Here is a 25,182-nt window from a genome sequence, read left to right on the forward strand (position 1 = left end):
TATTACTGGGATTTATAAATTACCAATATGCTGAATCGTTTTAGGCCTGGTTTGAAAAGATTTATTGATCCAGTAGCCAGTAAAATCAAAATAAATCCAAATTATTTGACAATTTTAGGACTTTTAATAGCTTTATCGTCTGCTTACATGTTTGCAAAAGGCAGTTTATTGTGGGGAGGAATTTTAATCGTCTTAAGCGGCCTTTTAGATATCATTGATGGCGCAGTTGCACGTAATAATTCAGGAACGACTAAATTTGGAGGTTTCTTAGATTCCACAGTAGATCGATTCGCAGATGCATTTATAATAATAGGAATAATTTATGGTGGATTTGTAAACTGGATTTTTGGAATACTCGCACTACATGCTTCTTTAAGTGTAAGTTATGTGAGGGCAAGAGCCGAAGTGGAAGGAATATCTTGTGGGGTCGGGATAGCAGAAAGAGCCGAACGTTTAGTTATTCTAATTGCTGGTGCTTTTTTAAGTGTATTCTTTGGTGCAGATATAATGGGTCTGGCTGTTATAATAATTATGGTTCTGGGTTACTTCACTGTTTTAGAGAGAATTTACCATACTTGGAAAAATTTGGAAGAATAATAAATTTAAGTATCCCTCAGACATTAATGTAATTTAGAGGAATAATGCAGTTAAATATCAAAGTTTTAACATAAATAACTAGATTATCCACTAGAGGAATATTATGGAATATGAAGAAAGAATAAAAAAAGATGTGGAAATATTAGCAAAAAATTTAAAAGAAATTGAAGCCATAAAATTTACCGAAAAAGAAAAAGAAGTAATAGATAGAGCAGAAAATTATAGAGACGATGCCCTTTATTATTTAGAAAAGAAGGATTATATCACATCATTTGGATGTATAACCTATTCACATGGACTTTTAGATTCATTAAGATTACTGCACAAATTAATATAATTTTCTTGATTTAACCCGGTTTTATTTTTAAAAAAAATCAGTAAAGTGGGTAACATGAAAAAATTTTTTGGAAGAGAAAGTAAAGTTGAAAAATACTCCAAAGAACATGTAGATCTGGTTTATGAATGTTTTCAAAGTCTGGAAGAATTGATGTTGGGTTTTTATACTGGAAATAAACACCAAATAAACCATTTTACCAAACAAATAGGTATTTTAGAACATAAAGCCGATGAACTTCGACGTAAAATGGAAATTGAATTTTATGAAGGTGCTTTTTTACCATTTGACCGGGAAGATCGCATAATCTTAGCCGAAATGGTCGATAGCGTAGCAGACGGTATAGAATCAGCTGCCTTTGAAATCTGTCTCAGTAAAGTGGAATTTCCATCAGCATTTGAAGAAGATTTTAAAGAGATGATGGATCTTACCGGAAAGACTATTTTAACGCTTAAAGAATGTATTGCTTTTTTAGAAGAAGATTTAGGAAAATCAATTAAAAAAGCTCATGAAATCGAAGATCTTGAGGATCAAACAGATATTGTAGAGCGGAGAATAATTAAAAAATTATACAACTCATATCGTAGTAAAAATATAGGAATTCTTAAATTATTAGAACTTAAAGAAAGCACTAAAAAAATAGCCAATATCACGGATAGGGCAGAAGATGCGTCGGATCGAGCATTAATCATTGCTGCTAAGAGAAGAGGTTAATTACCTTATGGATATTATAAAAAAAGCTGCGAAAGATCTTAGATATTTATTAGATAATGGTTATCGCAAAAAAATCGCTTTAAATTTTGTAGGGAACCATTATTTACTAAATCAAAACCAACGAAACTATTTATCTCGATGTATTTTTTCAAAAAGTGTGATTAAAGAACGTGAAAATAAAATAACATCCCTAGAATCAGTATATGGAAATATTGTTTTTATCGACGGATATAATGTTTTAATTACTACAGAAACTATTTTATTAAAACCTGAAAATTTGATAATGGCTCAAGATGGAGTTTTAAGAGATTCTTCAGGCATATTTGGAAAATATAAATTTAAAAATGAAACTTTAGACTCATTAAACCTGATTTTAAAAGTTTTAAAGGATAAGAGCCCTTCTTTTGTAAAATTTTATTTTGATGAAAAAGTTAGTTTTAGTGGGCGGTTATCACAAGTAGTAAATAATTTTTTAGAAGTTTATGGTATTCCTGGTGCAAGTATTCTTTCATCAAATGTTGATTTTGATCTGGTTAAAGAATGGGAGGAAAAAGGAGGGTTCATTGCCAGTAGCGATGGAGCTATGATTGACAAGGTAAAACATGTGATTGATATTCCATTTTTTATATTGAATGAAAAAGAAGATTTAATGATAAAAAAATGTTAAAAGAAAAAGATAGAATTTAGAGTAATTCATCCATCTCTTTGAATCTACCTTCCAATTTTTCCATTACACCCGGCAGCGAAGTGTATTCCATTTCATCTGCAGGTAATCTGTGTGGTTCGAAAGGACCGTGTCTTCTCATGTATTCTGCAATTTCAGCTGCTTGTTTTCGGGCAGGGTCATAAGCGGGGTCATCAAACATATCCGCAGGGCCGACGAGTTTGCAATCAGCTATCTGGAATCCAAGAGCCATTACACGAGGAGGTCCGTCAAATCTTACAGGGTAAGCATCTTTCTGGCCAACAGGCATTAATGGTCCGTTGTGGGAACCTCTCATCCATCCACCTACCAAATGAGGGAATGCGAATGGTTCTACTACTTCTCCCGCTGCAGGGAATCCTGATTGAGATCTTACAATAGCCACCGGATCGTCTTTTCCTACGTATGCACCAGCCATTAAATTTAATCTTTCGGTACTTACTGCTGCAGCTATTTCATTGTCATCTATTCTTCTGATTCTTTTTATGACGTATCTGCTGATGGTGCCTATTAATGCTAGTAAATCATACATTTCAGCCGGACATTTCATGGTAACTTTTTTGTGCTCCATTACATCGAATATTTCAAATTCAAATCCATTGTGAAGTGATGGATCAATTACTAATCCTGCTGTGTTGAATGGATCTGCAAACATTCTAAAAAGAGGCAAGTTAAATGCGCCAGGCTCTGTTTTATCCATACAGAAAACTACTACGGGGTCACTTGGTCTTTCTTTGAACTCCATTTCAGCACATCCTGGACCCATACCTTTAATGTTTCCAGAGAATGTATCAGATAATAAATCTTGACCTGCACCGTAAAGTTTTAAATCCTTTGCAATAGCAGTTGCTTCCATGAAAGCTTTAAAAGCTAATTCATGAATTTCCTCGTTTTCTTCACCTTGCCGGTGAGTCATTATTAGTTCTGTATCGTCACCACAGTTGGTGACATAAAAGTCTTCCAGAAGTGATTCTTCCTTAGCTTTTCCTAAAATTTCTTCACATTTTGCCAATAAGGCAGGGTGAGCGAGTCCATGTCCTGCTACACTCCCAACATCCGCTTTAATTACACTAATAGTTGTTTTCATTTTAAAAAACACCTCCACAATATCATATTTTCTAAAGAATAACTGATGTTAATCCTTTTATAAAATTCAACCATATTCTGTTTTAATAAGCTGATTAAACATTTTAAATTTAATAAGCCTAAAATAGTTATAATACTCTATAATGTATTTATATTTATTTTATTATAATTTAAAAACTTATCCCTAGCTAATTAAAATTCACATTTAGTGGTTTTTTAAAATTTTAAAATATATATTTTCAGATATTTTTTAATGATTCTAAAACAGTTTTTAGTTTTTGATCCATGTCCACTGCTTCTTGTGCATCTAAAACCCTTTCGATATCAGCCTTAGTTTCAGGATAACGAGGAACTGCACTACAACCTCCATCAGGAATAATAGATATTTCATAAGTGCCTATCTCCTTAGCCATGTTTTCAATCTCCACCTTATCCATTCCAATCAATGGACTTAAAATTGGCATAGATACTGAATGTCTGGTGGCCAATAAATTGGGCAATGTTTGAGATGCTACCTGACCCATACTACTTCCATCTACTATGGCCATAGCACCCTCTCTTTGAGCGATTATCTCTGCTGTATGGTACATGCCGGTTTTACATAGTACGCAGGTTAATTTTTCAGGTGCTTTTTCTTTACATGCCTGCAAATATTCCCCATATTTTACTACTTTTAGTTCAAATTTTACACCTGAAGAATATTCTCGAAGTTTATCTGCCATTTTTTTAACTTTTTCAATTGATTCAGGATTAGTAAATGGTTCATTATCAAAGTGAATAGCAATAATTTTGCAGCCTCTTTTCATCATCATATAAGCAGCCACAGGAGAGTCTATTCCTCCTGAAAGCAGGGCTACTAATTTTCCTTGTGTTCCCACTGGGAGGCCACCAGGTCCCTGGATTTTGGTATGGTAAATAAAAGTATCATCGTCTCGAACTTCAATGAAAATTTCAACGTCAGGGTTTGTTAAATCCACCGGAGAACCTATTTTTCTAAAGACCACAGCCCCTGCAAAAGCTCCTAGTTCTTGGCTAGTGAAATCATGTTTTCCTACCCTACGTGCTCTAATAGCAAATGATGTTTCAGAGGAAATGATTCCATCATCTGCTAATTTATCCACATATTCGTCCAAGGTTTCTGCAATTTGGTCTAAATCAGTTACTGTAGAAATAGCAGGGCTAAATGATACTATGCCAAATATCTTTGTTAACCACTCCATTGCATCATCATAGTTTTTTGGTTCAATAAAAACTCTACCCTGCGTTACTTCAATATCACAGTCAAAAGCATTTTTGATATTGGATACCAATTTCTTCTCAAACCTACGCCTTACACGGGGGCTTTTAATTCCCAATTCACCATATCTAACGATTATCAAATCATAATCCAACATTAAATATCTCCTAAATTACAATATAAGCTAACTATCCGGGCATGAATAAATGGAAAATTTACCTTTCTTAATTTTATTTGTGAGTTCATCTGTTATCTCCCTGGCCCTTTTCAAGTCAGATTGTCTGCAGGCAATTGGTACTTCAAACTCGCCGAGATCAACTTCCAGTTCTACATATCCTGTTTTCATTACAAACGCACCGTGGGGACAGGAATATGCACACATTCCACACCCAAAACATTTTCTAGTATTTAGATTGTGGGTGAATGCTAATGTGGGGCATCTCTCCCTAACCAAGCATGTGGCGCAGTCCATGCATTTATCGCAGTGGTAACTCGGACGTTCATCAGAGCCATTCCACATTTCACCATAATTAGTATTGGTTAAAGGCAAGTGCCTACCTTTTATATCTGCTACTGGTAAAGAAATATCTGAATTTTTTATGAATGTATTCTCTAAAACTTCCTGGCTGGTGATAGGAATAGCAATAGCCACAGAATCATAAATTTCAGGACCTGCCGCAGTTCTAAATCCACCCAAATAATGGGAATCCATTTCATGCATATCTGCAGTTAACATAAGATTAGGTTTTTCCAAGTTGCTTCTAGTTCCATTATCAATTATAAATCCTTCAGCGCCATTTAAAAGTATTTTAGTTCCTCTGCAAAGAGTTTTCATTTGAGGATCGTTTTGTAATGGGTTAATTTCTCCACAACCTGAAAAAGATAACCCTTCAAATGGCCCATCCATGTCAATAGCATGAAATATAGATGAAACTGGTTCAGGGTCCGGATTTACAAACGCAGTGTAATTTTTAAATGCCATACGAGTACCAATCATCCGCGCAGTTCCCATTTCATTTAAATTAGTGGTGGACTTAATAATTTCACCGTGGATGGATTCTACTTCAATTTCAATTTCTCTGCCTGCTAACATATCCTTAAATAAAAAGCCACCTCCATAATCAGAGTCATGGATGCTGTGAGCAGTCCCATATATCATCAAATCTACGGATCCCAACCATTCATTGGGACATGGCCCTGGAAACCCCGGTACCCCATTCAAGTATATTTTTTTTGCTTTTTTGAAAGAACCCGGTTCTCCTGCTTTTAAGTGCAATATAGCTGCAGTTCCAGACATTATGCCGCACGTTCCAGTAGTTACCACATCCACATCTTCAAGAGTAGGTGCCCGCCCATCCATCACTCTCTGTGTGACTTCTTCTGCAGTTAAAACTGTTGCTTCGCCATCTGCAATTTTTTGATTAATTTCTCCAATAGTGCGCTTCACTATCCAACCCTCATTATTGTAATATTTATGACTATTCCTATCTCTACTCTTTTTAATAAATCTTTATAACAGAAGTGATGTAGAATAGTATATGCATAAAAAAAAATCTTCTATCCCATATTAATGACTGGAAACCCTACGTTTTCCTGCACTTTTATAATATTAAAATGGTTAAATAACATTTTTTTGGAATAATATTACATCAAATTCATTTTTTTTAGAAAAGAAAATAAATTTAATCTATTAAAAAAGACATTGCAATCTAAAAAAAAAAAAATATTATTATCAGTTGTTAGGCACACCAAAATATTTTCTATATGCACCGGCTATAAACCATATAATAATAGCTCCAACCAACCCATATTTGAATTCGTAAAAACTAAATGCCCCCCCTAAAAGAACTAAAAGACCTACAAAACCTAGAATATACAGCGCAAAATCAATTTGTTTATCATCCATTTTTTTACCTCAAATATTATTTTATCTATTTTAAATGAATATTTTAATTCTATTTAAAATAATAGTACAGGGATACATATATAAAATACATATGAATATCAAGTAATATTATAGCGATTAAATTAACTCAGTTTAAGTTAGATTCAGTTGATTATTAAAAAAAATAAATAAAATAGTTTATAAACTATTTTTCAAATTTTCCAAGGCAATATCAAGAGCTTCGCCCATTTTATCATTTTTAGGGCCCGCTCCCTGAGCAAGGTTTGGTCTGCCCCCACCACCACCACCTAATATAGCTGCAGATTCTTTGATAATTTCATTTATTTTAACACCCGCATCCATAGCTTCTTTTGATGAAGACCCAACAATTTTACCTTCTAAATTGCCTAAAATAACCACATCGAATTCTCCACCATCATCAGTTAAATCCAGAGCCATTTTCTGCATTTCACCCATATCTGCTTCAACCATGTCTTTTAAAACCTTTAGATCCCCTACAGTTTCAGATTTACCCACAATCCCTTCCATCTTCAAAGAAGCCATCTGGTCTTTAAGACGGTTGATCTCATTTTTAAAAGCTTTCCATTCGCTGAAGAACCTATCACAAGTTTTAGGCAGTTGATCAACATTCACCTTAAAAATACTGGCACTTTCTCTTAAAAATGCATCGTTAGATTGCATAGATTCCACTGCAGCTTCACCTGCAGAAAAATCCACCCTTTCCACACCGTCCTGGATTCTTTCGGTTTTATTTATTTTTATAATACCAATATCACCAGTTTGGCCGACATGAGTACCGGCACATGCCTGTACATCCACACCACTAATCTCAATAACCCTTATAGAAGAACCAGGCACTATACCGCCCTGGTAAAGGATGAATCCATATTTCTTCTCAGCGTCAGTCCTATTCATCCAATTTACATTGACTCTGGAGTTCATCATGACGTATTTATTGGCCAGTGTTTCAATCTGATTTATTTCATCAATAGATATGCGTTTATAATGAGATAAATCGATTCGTGATCTTTTTATGCCCTTTTGGGCTCCGGCCTGCCAGATATGATCACCCAATATTTTTCTAGCTGCCGCTACAATTAAGTGTGTTGCCGTGTGGTTACGAGCAAGAGCTATGCGCCTTTCCCAGTCAATTCTACCATTAATATCTTTTCCAATTAGATTTTCGAATTTTGATATTTCTTTCTCATCAATTCTATGTAAAACAACAGTATCCACTTTTTCAGCGTGTTTTACCCTAATTTTCCCATCATTCACATCTAAAAAACCAACATCAGAAGGTTGGCCTCCCCCTTCAGGGTAGAAAACCGTTTGATTCAAGATAACATTATTTTCATGGAAACCTAATACCTTAGCCTTAAATTCTGTTTGATTTGGTTCATCATAGAAAAGTAGTTTTGTTTGAGGATAATCTAATTCCAATGGGGCTTTTTCCTCTACTTTTTCCTCTTCGTGTTCATTAGCTACTAATGTATAGAAATTATCCGGAACATTAACTGGAAAATTCATATACTCCGAAATTTCTTTTATGGTTTCTGGAGGTATTCCTTGAGAATCGTAAAGTTTTATAAGCATGTCTAAAGGCATTTCCATTTTTTCTTCTTTTTTAAGATGTTTAATACTCTTTTTAACCATGTTTCGTCCTTTAGAAACCGTTTTTGCATATCTCTTTTCTTCCAGATTGATGATATTCATTATGTGATCCTGGTGTTTGAGGATTTCAGGATAATGTGAAGCCAAAAAATCAGCCTGGATATCCATTACATCTGAAAGAGATTCCGTCATCTTTAAATCATGCATAAAGCGTATGGTTCTTCGAAGTACAAGACGGGCCAAATAACCTTCTTTTACATTGGATGGGATTACTCCATCAGCCAACATGAATGCTAAACATCGAGTATGATCCGCAATGACATAAAGTGCTTCCATGGGTTCAGCAGATCTTTCCAATACTTCAACTGAAATACCCAACCTATCAGCTACCTGTTTTCTAAGGCTTCTGAGATCGGCAAAGGTTTCAATATCCATCATGCCTGCAACTTGAGCATTTTCAGCCAGTATCTGTCGATCAACTTCTATCCCCGTGATATCCTTTAATTGATTTATAACTGGTCCAAAAGATGCATCATAAGCTGTGGGAGTTCCTTGAGAAATCCAAGCAAATCTTTCTAATCCATACCCCGTGTCTACTATTTTTAATGGGATTTCTTCCTTTTGACCACCAGGAAGAGTTCTATATTGAATGAAAACCAGAGTTGCCAGTTCTACTCCCCTTACACAGATTTCGTAACAGGGCCCTGCATTTCCTCCACCCTGCCACCAAGATTCAATGAAAGTTATTTCTTCAGGATTTATCCCAATGTGTTTGATGAAATCATGGCAGTATTTTACAGTTTCATCTTCCCAGTAGACAGGATTATCCGGGGTGTTAAAGGCGTGATGTCCGCCCATAGTGAAACAGGTCATGTGTCTCCCAGTCCTGCCAACATTGTCCACATCATTTAAACGAATTGATGGTTGGGCAACTACCAATGGATTGGCGGGGGGTTTTACCATACCCGATGATACCCATGGTTGGAAATTGTATATAGATGCACCTACCAGAAAAACATCATCTCTCCATCTTTTAGCCAATACAGGATAACGTTTAATAGGCGTGTGGCCATTCTTCTGGAAAAACTCTTGGAAAGTTTTTTGAATTTGGTAGAGATCATATTTTTTCTTGGTGGCCGGATTTCCAATGAACTCGTACTTATCACACGGAGCGTCTCCACAAGTATTACGCTCAATTAAAGACCAAAATTCATTTCCACAAGTTATACAAGTGCTTTTTTTATATCCAAGTTGTTCAAGCTGGTGAGACATAGCAATCATTCATAAAATTTGTTAATTTCAAAAATCTATAAATTAAAATCATTATAATAAATTTATATTATGATTTAAAAAACTTTTTTATTAATTTTAGTAGTTTAAGGAACTATTTAAAACTAATTTTATTTGAATTAATTTTATGGATTAGGATAATTGAAAAATAAAAATAATAAATGGGTTCGAAACCCGTTATCTCAAATAAAGATATTTTAATAAAATGTGTTTTAATTGAAGAATTGAAAAGTAAAAAAAGAAAGGAAGTTTATCCGAAGAGAGCGCCGAGACCAGCTGCGGCTTCTTCTTGTTCTTCTTCCTCTTCCTCTTCTTCCTCTTCTTCAGCAGCTGCTTCAGCTACAGGTGCGGCTGCGGCAGGTGCTGCGGCAGCTACAGCAGTTTTTTCCATAGCTTCTTCGATGTCCACATCTTCTAATGCGGCGATTAAAGCTTTAATTCGAGCATCGTCAGCTTCTGCTCCTGCTGCTTCTAAGATCTTTTTTACATTTCCTTCGTTAATTTCTTCACCAGTGGTGTGCAATAACATTGCTGCGTATATGTATTCCATATGATCACCTCAATTTCTAATCAAATTTATTTCGCTTAAATAAGCTAATTTAGCTAATTTTAATTTAAACCAATACAGATGGTAATTCATTTTATCAAAACAATCATGGACTATCCGAACAAGGCACCTAACCCTGCTGCGGCATCCTCTTCTTGTTCTTCTTCCTCTTCCTCTTCTTCAGGTTCTTCTTCCTTTTTTTCTTCTACTGCTGGTGCACTGGTAGCACTAGCTGCCAATTTTTCCAGGAGTTCTTCATCAACTGCACCGGAATCCTTTTCAGAAGCATCAGATGCTAAAGCTAACATCTGAGCATAGGCCTTGGCCAGTAACATTTCAGAAGTTTTTGAAGTGAGTATAGAGGCGTTGAATGCTAAGTTGAGTGACTTCGTAGCTGCATTCTGAATGATTGCAGGCATTGACTCTTTATTACAAATAACTGCATTAACAGACAGATTAAATGCCCGAGCAAAGGCGTTTTGTATGTCTGAAAGGGTCTTTTTTTCATCGATAGTTAAAAGATCTGCAGTATAAACAGCTTCATTTTCATAAGCTGCTTTAAGATCAATTCCTACTTCCATAGGATGGATATCCAATCGAGTTAAGATACTTGCTACTTTTGCTGAAACTTCTTCTCCAGCTTTCACAACTACTTGATCTTTTTGCACGACAATTTTCCCTTTTTCAATCTTAGCCTGAATTCCAGCTTGCTGTAATTCACCTAGAATCGGACCTGGTGCAAAACCAGTGTCCCCCTTTGGAACCATTATATCCTCAGGAGCAATAGCCCCTGCTTTAGCCGGAGCTGCAGTTTTACTGCCTTCAAGGATTTTAAAAAGTTTAAATGGATTCATATCAGTGAACACTAATGCGGGCTGTCCATCCATATAATCGTTCAGTGCGTTAATATCGCCTTCTTTCTTAGAATCATCCAATGCTAGACTAATAAGGGTTTTTTTGGACATTCGGATGGTGGCTTTATCTTTTAAGGTCTGCCTCATTTTTTGCAGTTGACGAGCAGGAATGTCAGATAAGTTGGCAATTCCTACAACTTCATGGTTGTCAATCAGTTCTTTGAGATCATTTACCTCATCCTTTTTCCATTCAGCAACGTGAGCCATTTAAATCACCCTCACTACTGGACCCATGGTTGTCTTAATATACATGGATTTTATTTGACTTCTTCCTTTTTCTAAATTACGGTCTAATATACTAAGAACTGCTTCAATGTTTCCTGCGATCAATTCTTCATCCATTTCCTGAGTTCCCACCAGAGTCTGAATTACAGGTTGGTCTTTGATCCGGACTTTAACCGTGCTTCGTAGTCTTTCCAGAATAGGTTCTGGTTTAGCAGATGCAGGTACGGGTTTAGGCATTTTCTTCCTAGGACCTAAAACAGGACCTAAAAATCTACCTACCAACGGCATCATATCTGCCTGAGCTACAAAGAAATTATGTCGGTTAGCGAGTTTCTTGGCTTCTTTCCGGTCTTTACCCAAATCTTCTAATTCTTTTTTGGTAATTATCAGATCTGCACCGGCATTTTCAGCCTGAACAGCAAGTTCACCATCTGCGATAAAAGCGATTTTAACATCTTTTCCGCGTCCATTTGGTAGAGAGACTTCTTCGTCAAATCTATTCTCTGGTTTATTGACGTCCAAATCTTTGATGTTTATAACAACATCAATAGATTGTGTGAAGTTTCTCGGCTTGGTCTGTTCTTTAGCCTTCTTCACCGCTTCCAATATCTCTTGTTTCATATAAATCCTCCATGAACTTTTAAATAAAAGTTCACCATTATGGGATAAATTTGGTTTTAGGTGATCAATTGTAATTAATCACATAAATATTAATTGATAATTGATGACTTTTAAGTACAATCTTAAATCTTTAAAAACCATTTTAAGCTTTTAAAATATCATCATAAACGCCCTGATCAACTTCTTTTTGAGTTTCTCGAGGATCTTTACCCGCTACTGTTATTCCCATACTCACGCAAGTACCCATAACTTCTTTGGCAGCGTGTTTATAGTCATTGGCTAGTAAAGCATCGAATTTCATTCGGGCAATTTTGAGAGCTTGTTCAATAGAAAGATCTGCCACTTTATCCATACCTGGATCTTGGGAGCCTTTTTCTATTTTTAGCTCATCCATTATTAAAGCTGTAGTTGGTGGAGTACCAATTTCAATTTCAAATTCTTTAGTACCAGTATCAACAATAACTTTTACAGGTACTTTCATTCCTGCAAAATCTGAAGTTTTACTGTTAATTTGTTCCACTACTTGCATCATGTTAATTCCTAACGGACCAATCGCAGGACCCAGAGGTGGGCCTGGAGTGGCTTTTCCGCCTTCTATAAGAATCTCAACGGTATCTTTAGCCATTAGTCAGCCTCCTTTTGTATTATTCTAATTTGATCACCTTTAACGGTTACAGGGATAGGTACTGCAGCTTCAATAAGTTCTAAAACTACTTCCTCCCTGGATTCATCTATCCTGACCACCTTGGCCTTTTCTCCTTTGAATGGGCCAGATATAAGCTCTACAATGCTTCCTTTATTAATAGAAGCAATTATAGGTTCTGGTTTCAGGAATCGTTTTACTTCTTCAAAGGTTATGGCATTCTTTCCTTCCACAATACCCCTTAAATGAGGCACTTTTAAGGCAGGGTTTTGCATGTCTATTTTGGAGGAAGACTCCACTAAAACATAACCTTTCAAAGATTCAGGCACCAAAACAGCGTTTACCTCAATACCACTATCTTTTACCTTTCTAGCTAGCATTCTAGCCACGTTTTTCTCCTGACCTACTGAGGTCTTGAGAGCATATATGGAGTTTATACTATCTTCCATTAACCACACAACCTTATATATAATTCCATAGGTTTGGTTTATCTGACCGATACCACAAATGCTATAAGCAAAATATAGGGTATCGAGAAAATAATTATAAATAATATGTGTTTTATTTACCTTACCATTAACCGTTCTATGAAATATGAATTAATAAATATAATACCTTTCTGATTTTGAATATTTCACTATTAAATTTTTGAATTTGATGTATCTTTGAATGTCATTAAGCAGTTATCCACCTAATAACTGGGCTATAAAAGTTACGGCAAACCCTATAACTCCTATAATTATTATTCCAATACCAGTAATTTTGGCCACATTAATGAACTCATCCTTATCTGGCTTTTTCGCTACGTGCAGTACTCTTTTGCACTGATTTATAAAATTGAGAGTAGATTCCTTATAACTCATGAAAATCCCTACTTTAATAAATTCTAAAAATAAGGAGTAAAAAATGTAATTTTTACAGATGATATAGTAGTTATCTTCAGGGATTTATAAAGGTTTCCTTTAATTTCATCCACAAATAAAAAAATATGAATATATTGAGGGGGTAATTGGGGGGTAGTAATTAACTAGGTAATCAATGTGGAACATCAGATTACCGAATCTATACCATCTGTTAATTAATTGATTACTAGTTGATATTAGAAATATCAGTAAATTTAGATTAAATACACTGCATATTTCATATACTTTTAAATAAGTTTTAATCTGCTTAATTAATTTCAATTCTGGTGATTAAAATACACCATCTATGAATTCTTCCAATGCAGACTCATTAACCGATTCATTTTCCCTTTGTTTTTCCTCAGCATATTCTCGCTCAATAGGAGTACCAAAAATATGTGGTGATTTCACACCAGCAACTACAATAGTAGTTCTGATAACATTTTCTAAGTCTTCCTGAATTTGAGCTCCCCAGATTATGTTTGCATCTGGATCCAACTCATCAGCAACAATTTGCACTATTTTCTCTGCTTCATTTAAAGTAAGATCAGAACTTCCAGAGATGTTTATAAGTGCACCCTCAGCATTGGATATATCTAAATCCAATAAAGGACTATTTAAAGCTTCATGAACTGATTCCAAAGCTCTATCTCCAGATTCAGACTCACCCATACCAATCATAGCCATTCCTGAACCCTTCATTATGCTCCTAATATCAGCAAAGTCCAGACTTACTAATCCCGGTTTGGTGATGAGTTCAGTTATACCCCTGACAGCACGACCTAAAAGTTCATCAGCAACCATAAAAGCCTTGTTTAAAGGTAAATTAGGTGCAACTTCCAATAATTTGTCATTAGGAATTACAATGACTGTGTCTGCTGCGCTTTGAAGTTTTTCCAAACCTTTTTCAGCATTTTCTCTCCTTCTTAAACCTTCAGCGCTAAATGGCATAGAAGCCACAGCTATAGTTAATGCTCCTGCTTTTTTAGCAAGTTTAGAGATTACTGGTGCTGATCCGGTTCCGGTTCCGCCTCCTAACCCACAAGTCACAAAGACCATGTCGGCCCCATCTAACTCTTCTCTAATATCATCTTCACTTTCTTCGGCACATTCTTCTCCCACATCAGGTACACCACCAGCTCCTAATCCACCGCAAGACTTCCTACCAATTAGAAGTTTTCGGTGCGATTCGCTGTAGAACAAATCTTGAGCATCAGTGTTCACAGCAACGGTTTCAGCCCCTTCAATACCTATCTCCGTCAGTCGAGATATGGTGTTGTTACCAGCTCCCCCCGTTCCAACTACATATATCTTGGCTCGACTTTGTTCGATAATACTTCTGAGGTCTTGGTCTATTTGCGTGTCCCTGGGTGTAGGACCTTTTTTATCTATTCTCTTTTCAGATTCCTTTATGGCATCGTTTATGAATTTCACTTACTACCCCCACATCTATCTATGGAATGTGTTTTTGTAATAACTAATATTTAAAAGCAACGGTTATTTGGAAACAATTTCGGTTACCACATAACATTTTTGACTGTTAAGGTTGTAGTCAAATGATGGCTGTCACACCTAGATTATAGAATTTTTTTGAGGTTTAGAACTTAACCATAGGTCACTTGAAAGTTCAAATTTTGAATAAATGAGTTGAAAAAAATTAAAAATTGTTAAGGTCGTGGCATGGCAATTATCTCATGTATTCTCAAATCGAAGATACTGTTCATGTGCGCTGGAGTAAGAACTAGCGCAGTATCTGCACCTCGAGCATTTCCACCAATTGCAATTATCTCTTGGTCTGTAGGTAAGAATCCTCCATCCGCCGCCATGATACTTACCTCCACACACACCTTGAATCCTTGAGATATCATCCTCAATGTTTCTGCCATAACTTCTACAGGAGTTACTCCTCCAAACTTGTTGGATATACCTCTTCCCACCCCACTTAAAGCATGCGAACTAGTATAGGTTGATATACCCATATTATTAAGTTTCTTGTTAACAGCCAGGTCAATTTCTAATTTTCCTTTTTCCCTGAAACCCGCATGATGAGTGATGCTAACCAGATTAACATCTTTTATTGCGTCTGCAACTTTTAAAGTGGTTTCTCCAGAAACAGAAGCTACAACAATATCTTGAATATTTAATTCCTCTTTCCTAATTTTAACCAGTTCTATCAAAGTATCAGTATTCTCTTTGCCCGGTTTTTCAAAAAAGTGAATATTTTTTTCCATCTTATCACCTAATCCATTCAAATATTGATATTAATATTATCTCCATCTGATTTTATTATATCTATTAAAGTAAAAATAATTTGCATATTAATTCTTGTCCCGGATAAAATACGAAGGAATCAAGTAATGAATAAAATAACAGTTATCCATTAAATCAGCAGACCATCTTACAAAAATTGAATTTTTAAAAAATAATTTATTAATCATATAATAAACATAATATAACAATACTAAAATTAGAATTAATATAATTAGAATATCATGTTATTACATAAATCAAAAATAGTTAAAAAAAATTGTTTTTATGAAGGGGATAGATGTGAATGCCTTTAATTTTTTAACACCTGAAAGATTAGATAAACCACGAGATAATGGAATTACTATGGTTTTAGATAAAGGACTTGGTTTAAAAACTGCTGAAAGTCTTATGCAAATATCAGGACCATATTTGGACTTTATGAAGTTTGGTTGGGGAACTATTGCCTTACATGAGAGAAGTCTAATAAAAGAGAAAATAAAGATGTATCGCTCTTATGATGTGAATGCTTATCCGGGTGGAACATTATTTGAAATAGCATACTTACAAAACAAAATACCTGCTTTTTTTGAAGAAGCCGAAAAGTTAGGATTTGAAACCCTGGAAATATCCGATGGCTCCACTTCCATGACAATGCAGGAAAAACTTGATTTCATCTCTCAAGGTAACGACCGAGGATTTAAAATAATCTCTGAAGTTGGTAAAAAAGATCCTGTTGAGGACCATAAGCTAGATCTTCAAACTAGAGTGAATCTAATAGAAATGGAGCTTGATGCTGGTTCAGAAAAAGTATTAATTGAAGCTCGTGAAGGTGGGCAGAACATAGGGATTTTTGATGAAAAAGGAGGTATAAAAGAAGGAGAAGTTGATTATTTAATGGATAGCATCCCATCGGAAAAACTCATCTGGGAAGCTCCTAAAAAAAATCAGCAAGTTTATTTTATACTTAAAATTGGCACCAATGTGAACTTAGGTAACATTCCCCCTGAAGAAATAACATCATTAGAAACCATGCGCCGCGGACTTAGAGGGGATACTTTAGGGAAGGTGAACATCTAATGATAGAAACCATTACTGTTCTTGGAGGTTATGACAAACAAAAAAATAAAGAACCTGTCAAGAAAGTGGTTATAAACAAAGGAGAAATTTTTGGAGTGGTAGGGCCAACTGGAAGTGGTAAAAGCTCTTTAATAGGCGATATTGAACAATTAGCCCAGGAAGACACTTTTTCAAAGAGAAAAATCCTTGTTAATAACGAAGAGCCCAGTTATGAAGATAGAACTAACCCTCGCAAAAAAATGGTTGCTCAACTTTCACAAAATATGAATTTTCTAGCCGACATGAGTGTTGGTGAATTCTTAAACCTCCATGCAAAGTGTAGAGGGGCTAGTAATGCGTGTGTTGATAAAGTAATAAACTTAGCCAACACATTAACAGGAGAACCAATAAAAAAGGATCACGATCTGACTATTTTAAGTGGAGGGCAATCCAGAGCTTTGATGGTTGCAGATGTGGCTATAATCAGTGATTCACCCATAGTGCTTATTGATGAAATTGAAAATGCAGGTATAAGAAAACATGACGCATTGAAAGTTTTAGCAGGGCATGGAAAAATAGTAATGGTTGTAACTCACGATCCTGTGCTTGCTTTAATGGCTGATAAAAGAATAGTAATGAAAAGTGGAGGAATGCAGGACATTGTTAGTACCACAAATCAGGAAAAGATTATTTCTAAAAAACTAAATAAAATTGACGAATTAATGTTGAGTCTTAGAGAAAAAGTTCGGATGGGAGAATTAGTTGAAGACATTTCCCTTGAAGACATTATGGGATAATTAATTTGTATATTCATTAAATATTCTGAAAATTATTGAATTTCAATTAATTTTTTAAGAAGTGAAAAAAATGAGAATGGTAATAGTTGCTGGAACTCCGGGTTCTGGAAAAACTGCAGTTTTAATACACGCCCTTAAAAGTTTAAAAGTTGGAGGATTGTCATCATCAGTAGTAAAGATTGACTGTTTGTATACTGATGACGATAAAAAATTTAAAAAAATAGGTGTTCCCACTAAATTAGGATTATCCATGGACATGTGTCCTGATCACTATGCAATATACAATATTGAAGATATGATTAGTTGGGCTAAAGATAATGAGTCTGATTTTTTGATTGTAGAAACTGCCGGACTTTGCCATCGCTGTGCCCCATATACAATGAATTGTTTAGGGGTTTGTGTAATAGATGCTACCAGTGGGCCGAATACTCCATTAAAAGTTGGCCCTTTCTTATCGACAGCAGATATTGCTGTGGTTACTAAGGGAGATATGATTTCTCAAGCAGAAAGAGAAATATTTAGAGAAAGAATATTGGAAGTTAATCCCAAAGCTAAAATAATTGAGGCTAATGGTTTAAGTGGACAGGGTTGTATGGAACTGGCTGAAGAAATGACAAAAGCTCATGAAGTTTCATTAGAAGAAGAAAAATTAAGACACTCTGCACCTCTTGCAGTTTGTACTTTGTGTGTAGGTGAAACCAGAGTTAATAAAAAGCACCACCGCGGAATACTTCGCAGAATAGATGGTTTTCAAACATACGAAGGAGAATGAAAACAAAATAGTTTGGTTAATACACCCACACCTCCTTTTTTGTTCAATATTATGAGGTCTAATAAATGACAGATAATACCAAATCCCTCCCCATAGAATATATTGTGCAACTACTGCCGGGTTATAACTGCGGTATATGTGGATACGCTCGTTGTGATGAATTTGCAGGGGCTCTTTTAAAAAAATATACGGATTTGAAAAAATGCCGTTTTATGTATCAGGAACTTTTCAGTGAAAATCTAGAAAACCTGGAGAAAATACTTAAAGAAGAAAAAATAATCCCTGCAGAAGAAAAAATAGTCGGTCTTTTAGATGGATATGAAGCAGATTTCTTATTAAAACCATTACCTGAAGAAAATTCATGTAGAGAAATTTTGTTTCCGTTTAGTAGAATACAGCTCAAAAAAGGAGAAATTATCCGTTACAGGCCGTTAGGGTGCCCTATAACTCATTTTGCGGAAATAATTGAAGAAAGTCAAGGATTAATAACTGTGCATATAGTCGGTCCATGCCACCGTATGGATCAAGATTTTGAATATAGGGACATAGGCGTGTGTTTGGTGGGAGGTTTTGAAGGAATAATCGAGGGAAAACTTCCAGCAGTGGGAGAAACCATTCGTTTTCTGCCTAAACACTGCATGATGCAGAAGGTTCATTCTGGAGTGGTAGTGCAGATAGAGGGGAAAAGAGCCATGATTGAGGGAATAGACCTGAAAGTATGGGCTCCTCCAATAAAAGGGAAAAAATAATTCTTTTCTAAATTATTTAATGAATAAATAGGCAAATTTTCTTAAATTAATTTTATCATGCTATGTGGTGAAAGTTCATTGAAATCAAAAAATAATCCAAAATATACCATCCGCAATGCCAAAGTAATTCCCGTGGAAACCAGATACATAAAACCCGGCGAGAGTTTAAATATCATACTAAATGCAGCAAAAAATTATTTAAAAGATGGAGACTTTTTAATAATCTCTGAAACTCCAGTTTCAATATCACAAAGACGTTTAGTAGATGAATCTCTTTTTAGTCCATCATTAATGGCTATTTTTCTTGCAGATGTTTGGTCAAAATTAATTTGGGGTCATATACTCGGGCCTTTATTTAGAATTAAAAAAAGAACCATACATAATTTAAGGGAATTGCCTCCAGAATCCAGAGCCCATAAAGAAGTAGTTTTACAATATTACGGCTTAAAACACGCTTTAAAGCCAGCTTCAGAAGCAGGCATAGATCTGAGTAATGTTCCAGGATCAATGGTTTCTTTACTCCCTGAAAACCCAGAAAATGTAGCTAAACTCCTTTCTAAAAAAATTAAATCAAATTGCAGTAAAGATATTACCGTGATTATTATTGATACTGACGCCACATATGAATTGGGTGGAAAAAAATTTACCTGTTTACCTATTGCGCTGAGTGGAATAAAAGAAGATTTAGGAATTTTGGGATATATAATGGGTAAATTTGGGCACACCATTGGACCTACACCATTAGGCGCTTCACATGATTTAAATGTTGATTATGCTTTGAAACTTGCCCAAATAGCTGAAAATTACCAAAAATCAGTTGAAGGGCATTTAGAAACAGTTTATAATATGAAAAATTCATTTAAAGGTGAAATTGATAATGTGAGTATTGAAATGTTAGAATCGATTAAACACACCCCTGCAATAATAATAAGGCATCTTTAAAAGCATAAAGCCTTTTGTTATTCGTGAGCAATATTGCTCTTAAAAAATATTTAAATACCATAAATTTTAATAAATAGATATGTTAAAATATAGATATAGAATGTGTCTATATTCAAAAAGCACATATTTGCACTTTTGATATTAATTGACTGAAATTTTGTCCATTCAATATTTTACTACCCTAGGATTTATTATTTCATTAAATATTCATTGTGCTGGTATTAATCTTACATGGCCACCCAATCGCAGATTAACATTAATTTGACGGTGATTTTACCAACGGCCTTTTACTTAGGAGGAACTGAAATGCTTAAAGATCCACTGGTTCAAGCTTTAATTCATGACATTATCGATGAAGAAGAAGAAGGCAGCATAACTATTGTTGATTGCTTAATTAAAGGCAAAGTAACTGATGAAGAAATTGCTGAAGAAACTGAACTGAGATTAAATATTGTTAGAAGAGTCCTTTATAAACTTTATGACGCGGGTTTAGCCAGCTATAAACGAAGTAAAGACCCTGAAACACAATGGTATACTTACACTTGGAAATTCGAAGAAGAACGTGTAGAAGAAATGATTACCAAAAGACACGGCGAAATTGTGGCTAACTTGAAATCAATTTTAGAATTTGAAGAAAATAACATGTTTTTTGCATGTAAAACCAACGATTGCAGGTGTACTTTTGATGAAGCTTCAGAAAATGGATTCATTTGTCCAAAATGCGATGGAGAAATGGAGTACATGGATAACAGTCCAATTATAGCACAAATTAAAGAAGAATTGAGTTTGTATGAGAATAGTGGCTATGGAATGGACTATGCTGGAGAAAATTCTTAATAGCATATTAAATGATTTATTTTATCTAATTTTAATTAAATTAATTATCCTATTTTTAAATGTTTCAAAGGTGACTATTTGAGCATTAAACTTCTAAAAAAGATGAGATGTCCCGAATGGGTAATACATCACTCGCAAGCAGTTAAAAAAAAAGCGATGGATATCTCACAGAATTTTGATGTCGATGAAAAATTGATACAAGAAGGAGCCTTGTTGCATGATATTGGCCGATGCAAAACTAATGATATGCATCACGCAGTTATAGGGGCTTGCATCTTAAGTGAACACGGGTTTTCAGAAGATTTAATAAAAATAGTTGAAAGACATATAGGTGCCGGTATTTCAAAAAAAGAAGCTATTTTGATGGGTCTTCCTCCAAAAGATTATATTCCAATATCTTTAGAAGAAAAAATAGTGGCTCACGCTGATAACTTACTAAATGGTTCACAAGAAGTTAACCTTGATTTTGTGATAACAAAATGGACTTCAAAAAGGGGATGTGACCCTCAATCAATTGAAAGACTCAAAAAATTACATCACGAACTTGTTTCTTGATTTAATTCACTCATAAACCTATATTATTATATCTAACATCTAATTAAAAATAATTTTTTATAAAATATGTTTTTTGAAAATTAACTTTAAGTTCCAAGATCAATATCTCACTTACAAATAACATTAAATTCATTAATAAAAGCCCATATATTTTTAACAAATGATTTCTGCAGAATAAACAATATTTGGCTGTGAGATGAAATGGTGCCATTAAATGAGTCCAAAAAAAAGAAAGTAGATTGTATCTGTTCGAAATGCCCCAGCTATCCTCAGGATAAAAATGAAAAATTCTTCTGTTTTAATGGGAAGAGCTTGCACGATGTGCCTGAGCGAGGATGTTTATGTAGTACCTGCCCTATTTACACAAAATATAATCTTAATGGGATCTATTTCTGTGATAAAGAACACGTGGGAGATAGCCTAGTTTTAATGCGTAAGAAAAAACACGACGAAGACATTGAAATTTATCAAACCATGGTTGATATTAAGACCATTGCCAAAACAGGAGAAAGTGTGATCAGTTCTATGGGATCACCTAAAAAAACTCCTTACTCATGGGATGATATCCATTTCATTCCAGCGCAATTATATCAAATCCCACTTAATCAAGAAGAAATATGTACCAATATAATACTAGGTAAAAACTCAAAAAAGCCACTGCAACTTAAATCCCCAATTATGATCTCAGCCTTGAGCTATGGTGCAGTATCAAAAAAAGTTAAAGAGATAATTGCAACTGTTGCCAAAAATACAGGAATTGGATTTAATTCCGGTGAAGGAGGAGTACTAAAAACTGACTTAGAATTAGCTGCATCCCAACTTATTATTCAATATTCCACTGGAAGATTTGGCCTGAATGAAAATATATTAAAACAAGCATCCGCAATAGAAATCCGATTTGGTCAAGGAGCTTATCCTGGAAAAGGCAGTTATCTCCCTGCCCATAAAATGAATGAAGATATAAAAAAGATTCGTGGGCTTAAAAAAGGAGAAGATTCTTATTCACCCGCACACCATCCAGATATTCTTACAGAAAAATCACTTAAAGAAAAAGTAGAGTGGCTCAGAAAAATAACTAATGGTGCACCTATTGGCGTTAAAATAGCATGTGGAAATATTGAAAAAGATTTAGAGATTTTAATTAATTCAAATATTGATTTCATAACAATAGATGGATTTGGAGGAGGTACTGGGGCTGTTAATCCCACTATACGAGATAATGTTGGTTTGCCACTTATTGCAGCCTTACCTAGAGCCGTGAAGTTCTTGAAAAATAACAAGAAATATGGCCAGATAGATTTGATAGCCAGCGGAGGTCTTAGAACATCTGCAGACATAGTTAAATGCTTAGCCATGGGAGCAAATGCAGTTTACATTGGAACTGCTGCTTTAATTGCAATTAATTGCCAACAACATAAAATCTGCCACACAGGAATGTGTCCCACAGGGATAACAACCCATAAAAAAACCCTCCTAAACCAACTAAATGCAGAAAAAAGTATTTTGCAACTGGAAAACTTCATTAATGTCTCAAAAAATGAAATAAAAACCTTTACCCGGATTCTAGGTAAAAAAGACATTAATGACATCAATCAAGACGATTTAGTTGCATTAGACAAAGATTTAGCAACCCTAACTAATATTGAATGGTTAAATGGAAAATACGTTTGAATTATTTGTCCCCATACATCCAATAATGTGAATCGCAGATTTAAATAGATTTGAGAATAAAACAAATGAAAATAAATAAAAAATTTGAATTAATAATTTTATTAAGATATAAATTGCTAATTATCATAGAGGATACAAAATGAAAGTTCTTTGTTCGAGTGAAGAATCTCTTTATCGTCCCGAAGCAGTGCGGTGGAGAGAAAGAATGAATCTATTAAGGCCATTAGGAAATGCAGTTGTTATACTGCCATGCAGCATGCGTAAACCTTATTCCAACTCCAAATCACACCAAATATTTATGAAAGTAAGTCGACGTATTCAAGAAGTAATATTAACATCCCCGTTTGGAATATGTCCCCGCGAAATGGAGAAGACTTATCCCATACAATCCTATGATGTTTCTACCACCGGCGATTGGTCCCAAGAAGAGATAAAAGTAGTGGGAGAACTCTTAAAGGATTATGTTAAAGAAAAAGAAGTGCTTGCCCATGTCTCAGGAGGGTATATGGAAGTTTGTAAGGAATACTTGGATGATTGCATATTCACATGCCTCGATGGGAGGCCAACATCTCCAGAATCCATGCATAATTTAAAAAAACATATTAAAAAATATGATAAGATATCTGCTCGTGAAAAATTAATTAGCGGACTAAAAAATCTGGCAATTTATCAATTTGGCCCGGAAGCTGAATCTTTAATTACAGATGATTGTCATGTTAAAGGACGTTACCATAAAAGAATATTTAACTCAAAAGGAGAACAAATTGCAGCTTTATTAATGGACAACGGTCTTTTTTCCTTAAATCTTGAAGGAGGAGTTAGATTAGTGGATACCGGAGTCAAGTGGGTTAATATAGGATTTGAACTCAAAACTAATACTCTGTTTGCTCCAGGAGTTGATAGTGCAGACCCAAATATAGTTCCTAAAGATGAAGTGATAATATTGAATAAAGGCAATTTAGTTGGAGTTGGAAAAGCTATTTTAAGTGGTGAAGAAATGGTAAAAGCATCCCAAGGGGTTGCTGTAAGAGTTCGCCACAGAGTCAAATAATTTTTTCAAAATATTTAAATAGGCCCTTGCAGACAATAAAAAATCACTTTATTAAAAAATATCTCACTATAAAAATCTATTAAGATAACAAAGATATTTCTTAGAGGTATAATAATGTCAGAAGAACTAGTAGAAAAAGTGAAAGAAGCTTTGACCAAAGTCGCAGATCCCCATATGGGCATAAGTATAGTGGAAATGGGACTGGTTGAAAACATCGAAATCGAAGAAAAAGATCAGAATATTGCTAAAATTGTTATCAAGCCAACTAATCCGGGTTGTATGAGTGTAGCTCGTATGGCAATGGATGCACGGACCATGGCTGAAAAAGTTGAAGGCATTGATAAAGTTGAAGTGACAGTAACCGGTCACATGATGGCTGATGCCGTAAATGAAATGGTCAACAAATCATAAAATCTGTTGATTCTTAATTTATTCTGTAGAATCCATTATCATACTAATTTTAAAAAAAAAGGTGACAATTGATGCCCTCCTGGGATATTGCCGCAGTGGTAGGTGTCCCGGGAGTAGGCAAAACATCCATATGTGAATATGTGTCACGAAAAATTGGATGCCAGTACATTAATTACGGCGACCTTATGTTAGATATTGCCCGTGATGAAAACTTGGCAGAAACTAATTATCAAATGTTCTCTTTAGATATGGAATTACAGTACCATATCTGGAAAGAAGCGGCCAATATAATTAGTGAAAAGGAACATACCATAGTGGATTTGCATGGCCTGGATCAATCTCCCAGAGGTTACCTATTTTCCATGCCAATCGAAATCATTTCGCCTACACTAATTGTCCTTGTTGAAGCCAATCCTGAAAATATCATTCTCCAGCGAAAAGCAGACTCAAGCAAAAATAGAATAAAAGATGATTTTAAGAGTTTAAAAATCCACATGCAGATGTTAAGAGTTTCCATGGCAATAAGTTCCGTTATTTTAGGAAGTGGATTGTATTTATTAAAAAATAATAATTTAAATGATTCCCAAAAGGAATTAACAAATTTACTTGAAAATTTCTAATAAATTAGCGGAAACCCCATTAAATATGTTTTTTAGATAGCAGGGGCTCAAATTTATTCACAAGTTTTTGCCTAATCCTCACAGAATCGTGGCTGTAAAGTTGTTGGGGGTTGGGACTTTGCGAAAAATTTTTTGAAAAAA

At 34.9% G+C, this 25,182-nt stretch carries 28 protein-coding genes; 15 read left to right on the forward strand and 13 right to left on the reverse strand.

All coding sequences use genetic code 11. The features are described from left to right. Nucleotides 1-27: 27 nt before the first annotated feature. The 4 genes from pgsA (at nucleotide 28) to MXE27_RS09575 (ending at nucleotide 2,312) form a co-directional block, all read left to right on the forward strand. Nucleotides 28-597, forward strand: a complete 570-nt coding sequence (gene pgsA / locus MXE27_RS09560; protein WP_248612206.1) for an archaetidylinositol phosphate synthase — start codon at nucleotides 28-30, stop codon at nucleotides 595-597. A gap of 103 nt (nucleotides 598-700) precedes the next feature. Next, a complete protein-coding gene (locus MXE27_RS09565; RefSeq protein ID WP_248612207.1) occupies nucleotides 701-934 on the forward strand; it encodes a DUF357 domain-containing protein in 234 nt (77 codons plus the stop codon). A 54-nt stretch (nucleotides 935-988) separates the two neighbouring features. Further along, complete coding sequence (locus MXE27_RS09570) at nucleotides 989-1,645, forward strand: TIGR00153 family protein (protein WP_248612208.1); 657 nt, start codon at nucleotides 989-991, stop codon at nucleotides 1,643-1,645. 7 nt (nucleotides 1,646-1,652) lie between these two features. Then, nucleotides 1,653-2,312 (forward strand): DUF434 domain-containing protein, encoded by a 660-nt coding sequence (locus tag MXE27_RS09575; RefSeq protein ID WP_248612209.1) that lies wholly within the window; start codon nucleotides 1,653-1,655, stop codon nucleotides 2,310-2,312. 16 nt (nucleotides 2,313-2,328) lie between these two features. Here the strand turns inward: MXE27_RS09575 and fbp are convergent, their stop codons facing one another. From fbp to MXE27_RS09640, 13 genes are all read right to left on the reverse strand, one after another. Beyond that, the gene (gene fbp, locus MXE27_RS09580; RefSeq protein ID WP_248612210.1) at nucleotides 2,329-3,435 is read right to left on the reverse strand and encodes a fructose-1,6-bisphosphate aldolase/phosphatase; all 1,107 of its coding nucleotides are present in this window, start codon (nucleotides 3,433-3,435) and stop codon (nucleotides 2,329-2,331) included. 238 nt (nucleotides 3,436-3,673) lie between these two features. Next, a complete protein-coding gene (gene thiI, locus MXE27_RS09585; RefSeq protein WP_248612233.1) occupies nucleotides 3,674-4,825 on the reverse strand; it encodes a tRNA uracil 4-sulfurtransferase ThiI in 1,152 nt (383 codons plus the stop codon). A 30-nt stretch (nucleotides 4,826-4,855) separates the two neighbouring features. Continuing rightward, nucleotides 4,856-6,121: a methanogenesis marker 16 metalloprotein gene (locus MXE27_RS09590; RefSeq protein ID WP_248612234.1), complete on the reverse strand. Its 1,266-nt coding sequence runs from the start codon at nucleotides 6,119-6,121 to the stop codon at nucleotides 4,856-4,858. Between the two features lie 282 nt (nucleotides 6,122-6,403). Beyond that, nucleotides 6,404-6,577 carry a hypothetical protein gene (locus MXE27_RS09595; protein WP_248612211.1) on the reverse strand — a complete coding sequence of 58 codons (174 nt, stop codon included), beginning with the start codon at nucleotides 6,575-6,577 and terminating at the stop codon, nucleotides 6,404-6,406. 177 nt (nucleotides 6,578-6,754) lie between these two features. Continuing rightward, the gene (alaS, locus tag MXE27_RS09600) at nucleotides 6,755-9,469 is read right to left on the reverse strand and encodes an alanine--tRNA ligase (RefSeq protein ID WP_425438284.1); all 2,715 of its coding nucleotides are present in this window, start codon (nucleotides 9,467-9,469) and stop codon (nucleotides 6,755-6,757) included. Between the two features lie 259 nt (nucleotides 9,470-9,728). Next, nucleotides 9,729-10,028, reverse strand: coding sequence for a 50S ribosomal protein P1 (gene rpl12p / locus MXE27_RS09605; protein ID WP_248612213.1), 300 nt, complete (start codon nucleotides 10,026-10,028; stop codon nucleotides 9,729-9,731). A 110-nt stretch (nucleotides 10,029-10,138) separates the two neighbouring features. Beyond that, a complete protein-coding gene (locus MXE27_RS09610; RefSeq protein ID WP_248612214.1) occupies nucleotides 10,139-11,146 on the reverse strand; it encodes a 50S ribosomal protein L10 in 1,008 nt (335 codons plus the stop codon). Further along, entirely contained in the window at nucleotides 11,147-11,785 is a 639-nt protein-coding gene (locus tag MXE27_RS09615; protein WP_248612215.1) for a 50S ribosomal protein L1, read from the reverse strand. It abuts the gene before it with no gap. A 142-nt stretch (nucleotides 11,786-11,927) separates the two neighbouring features. After that, nucleotides 11,928-12,410, reverse strand: a complete 483-nt coding sequence (locus tag MXE27_RS09620) for a 50S ribosomal protein L11 (RefSeq protein ID WP_248612216.1) — start codon at nucleotides 12,408-12,410, stop codon at nucleotides 11,928-11,930. Continuing rightward, complete coding sequence (locus MXE27_RS09625) at nucleotides 12,410-12,877, reverse strand: transcription elongation factor Spt5 (protein ID WP_248612217.1); 468 nt, start codon at nucleotides 12,875-12,877, stop codon at nucleotides 12,410-12,412. The genes MXE27_RS09620 and MXE27_RS09625 overlap by 1 nt, the downstream gene beginning before the upstream one ends. Nucleotides 12,878-13,111: 234 nt before the next feature. Continuing rightward, entirely contained in the window at nucleotides 13,112-13,291 is a 180-nt protein-coding gene (locus MXE27_RS09630) for a protein translocase SEC61 complex subunit gamma (RefSeq protein WP_248612218.1), read from the reverse strand. Nucleotides 13,292-13,621: 330 nt separating this feature from the next. Further along, on the reverse strand, nucleotides 13,622-14,764 hold the full coding sequence (gene ftsZ / locus MXE27_RS09635) for a cell division protein FtsZ (protein WP_248612219.1): 1,143 nt from the start codon (nucleotides 14,762-14,764) through the stop codon (nucleotides 13,622-13,624). Between the two features lie 233 nt (nucleotides 14,765-14,997). Further along, the gene (locus MXE27_RS09640) at nucleotides 14,998-15,561 is read right to left on the reverse strand and encodes a pyruvate kinase alpha/beta domain-containing protein (RefSeq protein WP_248612220.1); all 564 of its coding nucleotides are present in this window, start codon (nucleotides 15,559-15,561) and stop codon (nucleotides 14,998-15,000) included. Between the two features lie 319 nt (nucleotides 15,562-15,880). Here MXE27_RS09640 and comA point away from each other — a divergent pair, with 319 nt between their 5' ends. The 11 genes from comA (at nucleotide 15,881) to MXE27_RS09695 (ending at nucleotide 25,041) form a co-directional block, all read left to right on the forward strand. Next, complete coding sequence (comA, locus tag MXE27_RS09645) at nucleotides 15,881-16,657, forward strand: phosphosulfolactate synthase (RefSeq protein WP_248612221.1); 777 nt, start codon at nucleotides 15,881-15,883, stop codon at nucleotides 16,655-16,657. Then, nucleotides 16,657-17,433: an ATP-binding cassette domain-containing protein gene (locus MXE27_RS09650; RefSeq protein WP_248612222.1), complete on the forward strand. Its 777-nt coding sequence runs from the start codon at nucleotides 16,657-16,659 to the stop codon at nucleotides 17,431-17,433. Before comA ends, MXE27_RS09650 begins: the two co-directional genes overlap by 1 nt. Nucleotides 17,434-17,503: 70 nt before the next feature. Beyond that, nucleotides 17,504-18,205: a GTP-binding protein gene (locus MXE27_RS09655; RefSeq protein WP_248612223.1), complete on the forward strand. Its 702-nt coding sequence runs from the start codon at nucleotides 17,504-17,506 to the stop codon at nucleotides 18,203-18,205. Nucleotides 18,206-18,270: 65 nt separating this feature from the next. Beyond that, nucleotides 18,271-18,954: a (Fe-S)-binding protein gene (locus MXE27_RS09660; protein ID WP_248612224.1), complete on the forward strand. Its 684-nt coding sequence runs from the start codon at nucleotides 18,271-18,273 to the stop codon at nucleotides 18,952-18,954. Between the two features lie 78 nt (nucleotides 18,955-19,032). After that, a complete protein-coding gene (locus MXE27_RS09665) occupies nucleotides 19,033-19,896 on the forward strand; it encodes a coenzyme F420-0:L-glutamate ligase (RefSeq protein ID WP_248612225.1) in 864 nt (287 codons plus the stop codon). A 306-nt stretch (nucleotides 19,897-20,202) separates the two neighbouring features. Next, entirely contained in the window at nucleotides 20,203-20,733 is a 531-nt protein-coding gene (gene tfe, locus MXE27_RS09670; RefSeq protein WP_248612226.1) for a transcription factor E, read from the forward strand. Between the two features lie 78 nt (nucleotides 20,734-20,811). Continuing rightward, nucleotides 20,812-21,288 (forward strand): TIGR00295 family protein, encoded by a 477-nt coding sequence (locus MXE27_RS09675; protein ID WP_248612227.1) that lies wholly within the window; start codon nucleotides 20,812-20,814, stop codon nucleotides 21,286-21,288. A 201-nt stretch (nucleotides 21,289-21,489) separates the two neighbouring features. After that, nucleotides 21,490-22,959, forward strand: a complete 1,470-nt coding sequence (locus tag MXE27_RS09680) for a glutamate synthase-related protein (protein WP_248612228.1) — start codon at nucleotides 21,490-21,492, stop codon at nucleotides 22,957-22,959. A 139-nt stretch (nucleotides 22,960-23,098) separates the two neighbouring features. After that, nucleotides 23,099-24,010 carry a DUF5591 domain-containing protein gene (locus MXE27_RS09685; RefSeq protein WP_248612229.1) on the forward strand — a complete coding sequence of 304 codons (912 nt, stop codon included), beginning with the start codon at nucleotides 23,099-23,101 and terminating at the stop codon, nucleotides 24,008-24,010. Nucleotides 24,011-24,124: 114 nt separating this feature from the next. Next, nucleotides 24,125-24,421: a metal-sulfur cluster assembly factor gene (locus MXE27_RS09690; RefSeq protein ID WP_248612230.1), complete on the forward strand. Its 297-nt coding sequence runs from the start codon at nucleotides 24,125-24,127 to the stop codon at nucleotides 24,419-24,421. Nucleotides 24,422-24,492: 71 nt separating this feature from the next. Further along, nucleotides 24,493-25,041, forward strand: a complete 549-nt coding sequence (locus MXE27_RS09695; protein WP_248612231.1) for an AAA family ATPase — start codon at nucleotides 24,493-24,495, stop codon at nucleotides 25,039-25,041. The last annotated feature ends 141 nt before the right edge of the window (nucleotides 25,042-25,182 follow it).

The organism is Methanobacterium alcaliphilum, from assembly GCF_023227715.1.
Lineage (GTDB): Archaea > Methanobacteriota > Methanobacteria > Methanobacteriales > Methanobacteriaceae > Methanobacterium_E > Methanobacterium_E alcaliphilum.

Bases quoted from the DNA above. Each gene is read 5' to 3' on its own strand.
- pgsA (WP_248612206.1), top strand. From the start codon at position 28: ATGCTGAATCGTTTTAGGCCTGGTTTGAAAAGATTTATTGATCCAGTA.
- MXE27_RS09565 (WP_248612207.1), top strand. From the start codon at position 701: ATGGAATATGAAGAAAGAATAAAAAAAGATGTGGAAATATTAGCAAAA.
- MXE27_RS09570 (WP_248612208.1), top strand. From the start codon at position 989: ATGAAAAAATTTTTTGGAAGAGAAAGTAAAGTTGAAAAATACTCCAAA.
- MXE27_RS09575 (WP_248612209.1), top strand. From the start codon at position 1,653: ATGGATATTATAAAAAAAGCTGCGAAAGATCTTAGATATTTATTAGAT.
- fbp (WP_248612210.1), bottom strand. From the start codon at position 3,435: ATGAAAACAACTATTAGTGTAATTAAAGCGGATGTTGGGAGTGTAGCA.
- MXE27_RS09595 (WP_248612211.1), bottom strand. From the start codon at position 6,577: ATGGATGATAAACAAATTGATTTTGCGCTGTATATTCTAGGTTTTGTA.
- alaS (WP_425438284.1), bottom strand. From the start codon at position 9,469: ATGATTGCTATGTCTCACCAGCTTGAACAACTTGGATATAAAAAAAGC.
- rpl12p (WP_248612213.1), bottom strand. From the start codon at position 10,028: ATGGAATACATATACGCAGCAATGTTATTGCACACCACTGGTGAAGAA.
- MXE27_RS09610 (WP_248612214.1), bottom strand. From the start codon at position 11,146: ATGGCTCACGTTGCTGAATGGAAAAAGGATGAGGTAAATGATCTCAAA.
- MXE27_RS09615 (WP_248612215.1), bottom strand. From the start codon at position 11,785: ATGAAACAAGAGATATTGGAAGCGGTGAAGAAGGCTAAAGAACAGACC.
- MXE27_RS09620 (WP_248612216.1), bottom strand. From the start codon at position 12,410: ATGGCTAAAGATACCGTTGAGATTCTTATAGAAGGCGGAAAAGCCACT.
- MXE27_RS09625 (WP_248612217.1), bottom strand. From the start codon at position 12,877: ATGGAAGATAGTATAAACTCCATATATGCTCTCAAGACCTCAGTAGGT.
- MXE27_RS09630 (WP_248612218.1), bottom strand. From the start codon at position 13,291: ATGAGTTATAAGGAATCTACTCTCAATTTTATAAATCAGTGCAAAAGA.
- MXE27_RS09640 (WP_248612220.1), bottom strand. From the start codon at position 15,561: ATGGAAAAAAATATTCACTTTTTTGAAAAACCGGGCAAAGAGAATACT.
- MXE27_RS09650 (WP_248612222.1), top strand. From the start codon at position 16,657: ATGATAGAAACCATTACTGTTCTTGGAGGTTATGACAAACAAAAAAAT.
- MXE27_RS09655 (WP_248612223.1), top strand. From the start codon at position 17,504: ATGAGAATGGTAATAGTTGCTGGAACTCCGGGTTCTGGAAAAACTGCA.
- MXE27_RS09660 (WP_248612224.1), top strand. From the start codon at position 18,271: ATGACAGATAATACCAAATCCCTCCCCATAGAATATATTGTGCAACTA.
- tfe (WP_248612226.1), top strand. From the start codon at position 20,203: ATGCTTAAAGATCCACTGGTTCAAGCTTTAATTCATGACATTATCGAT.
- MXE27_RS09680 (WP_248612228.1), top strand. From the start codon at position 21,490: ATGGTGCCATTAAATGAGTCCAAAAAAAAGAAAGTAGATTGTATCTGT.
- MXE27_RS09685 (WP_248612229.1), top strand. From the start codon at position 23,099: ATGAAAGTTCTTTGTTCGAGTGAAGAATCTCTTTATCGTCCCGAAGCA.
- MXE27_RS09690 (WP_248612230.1), top strand. From the start codon at position 24,125: ATGTCAGAAGAACTAGTAGAAAAAGTGAAAGAAGCTTTGACCAAAGTC.
- MXE27_RS09695 (WP_248612231.1), top strand. From the start codon at position 24,493: ATGCCCTCCTGGGATATTGCCGCAGTGGTAGGTGTCCCGGGAGTAGGC.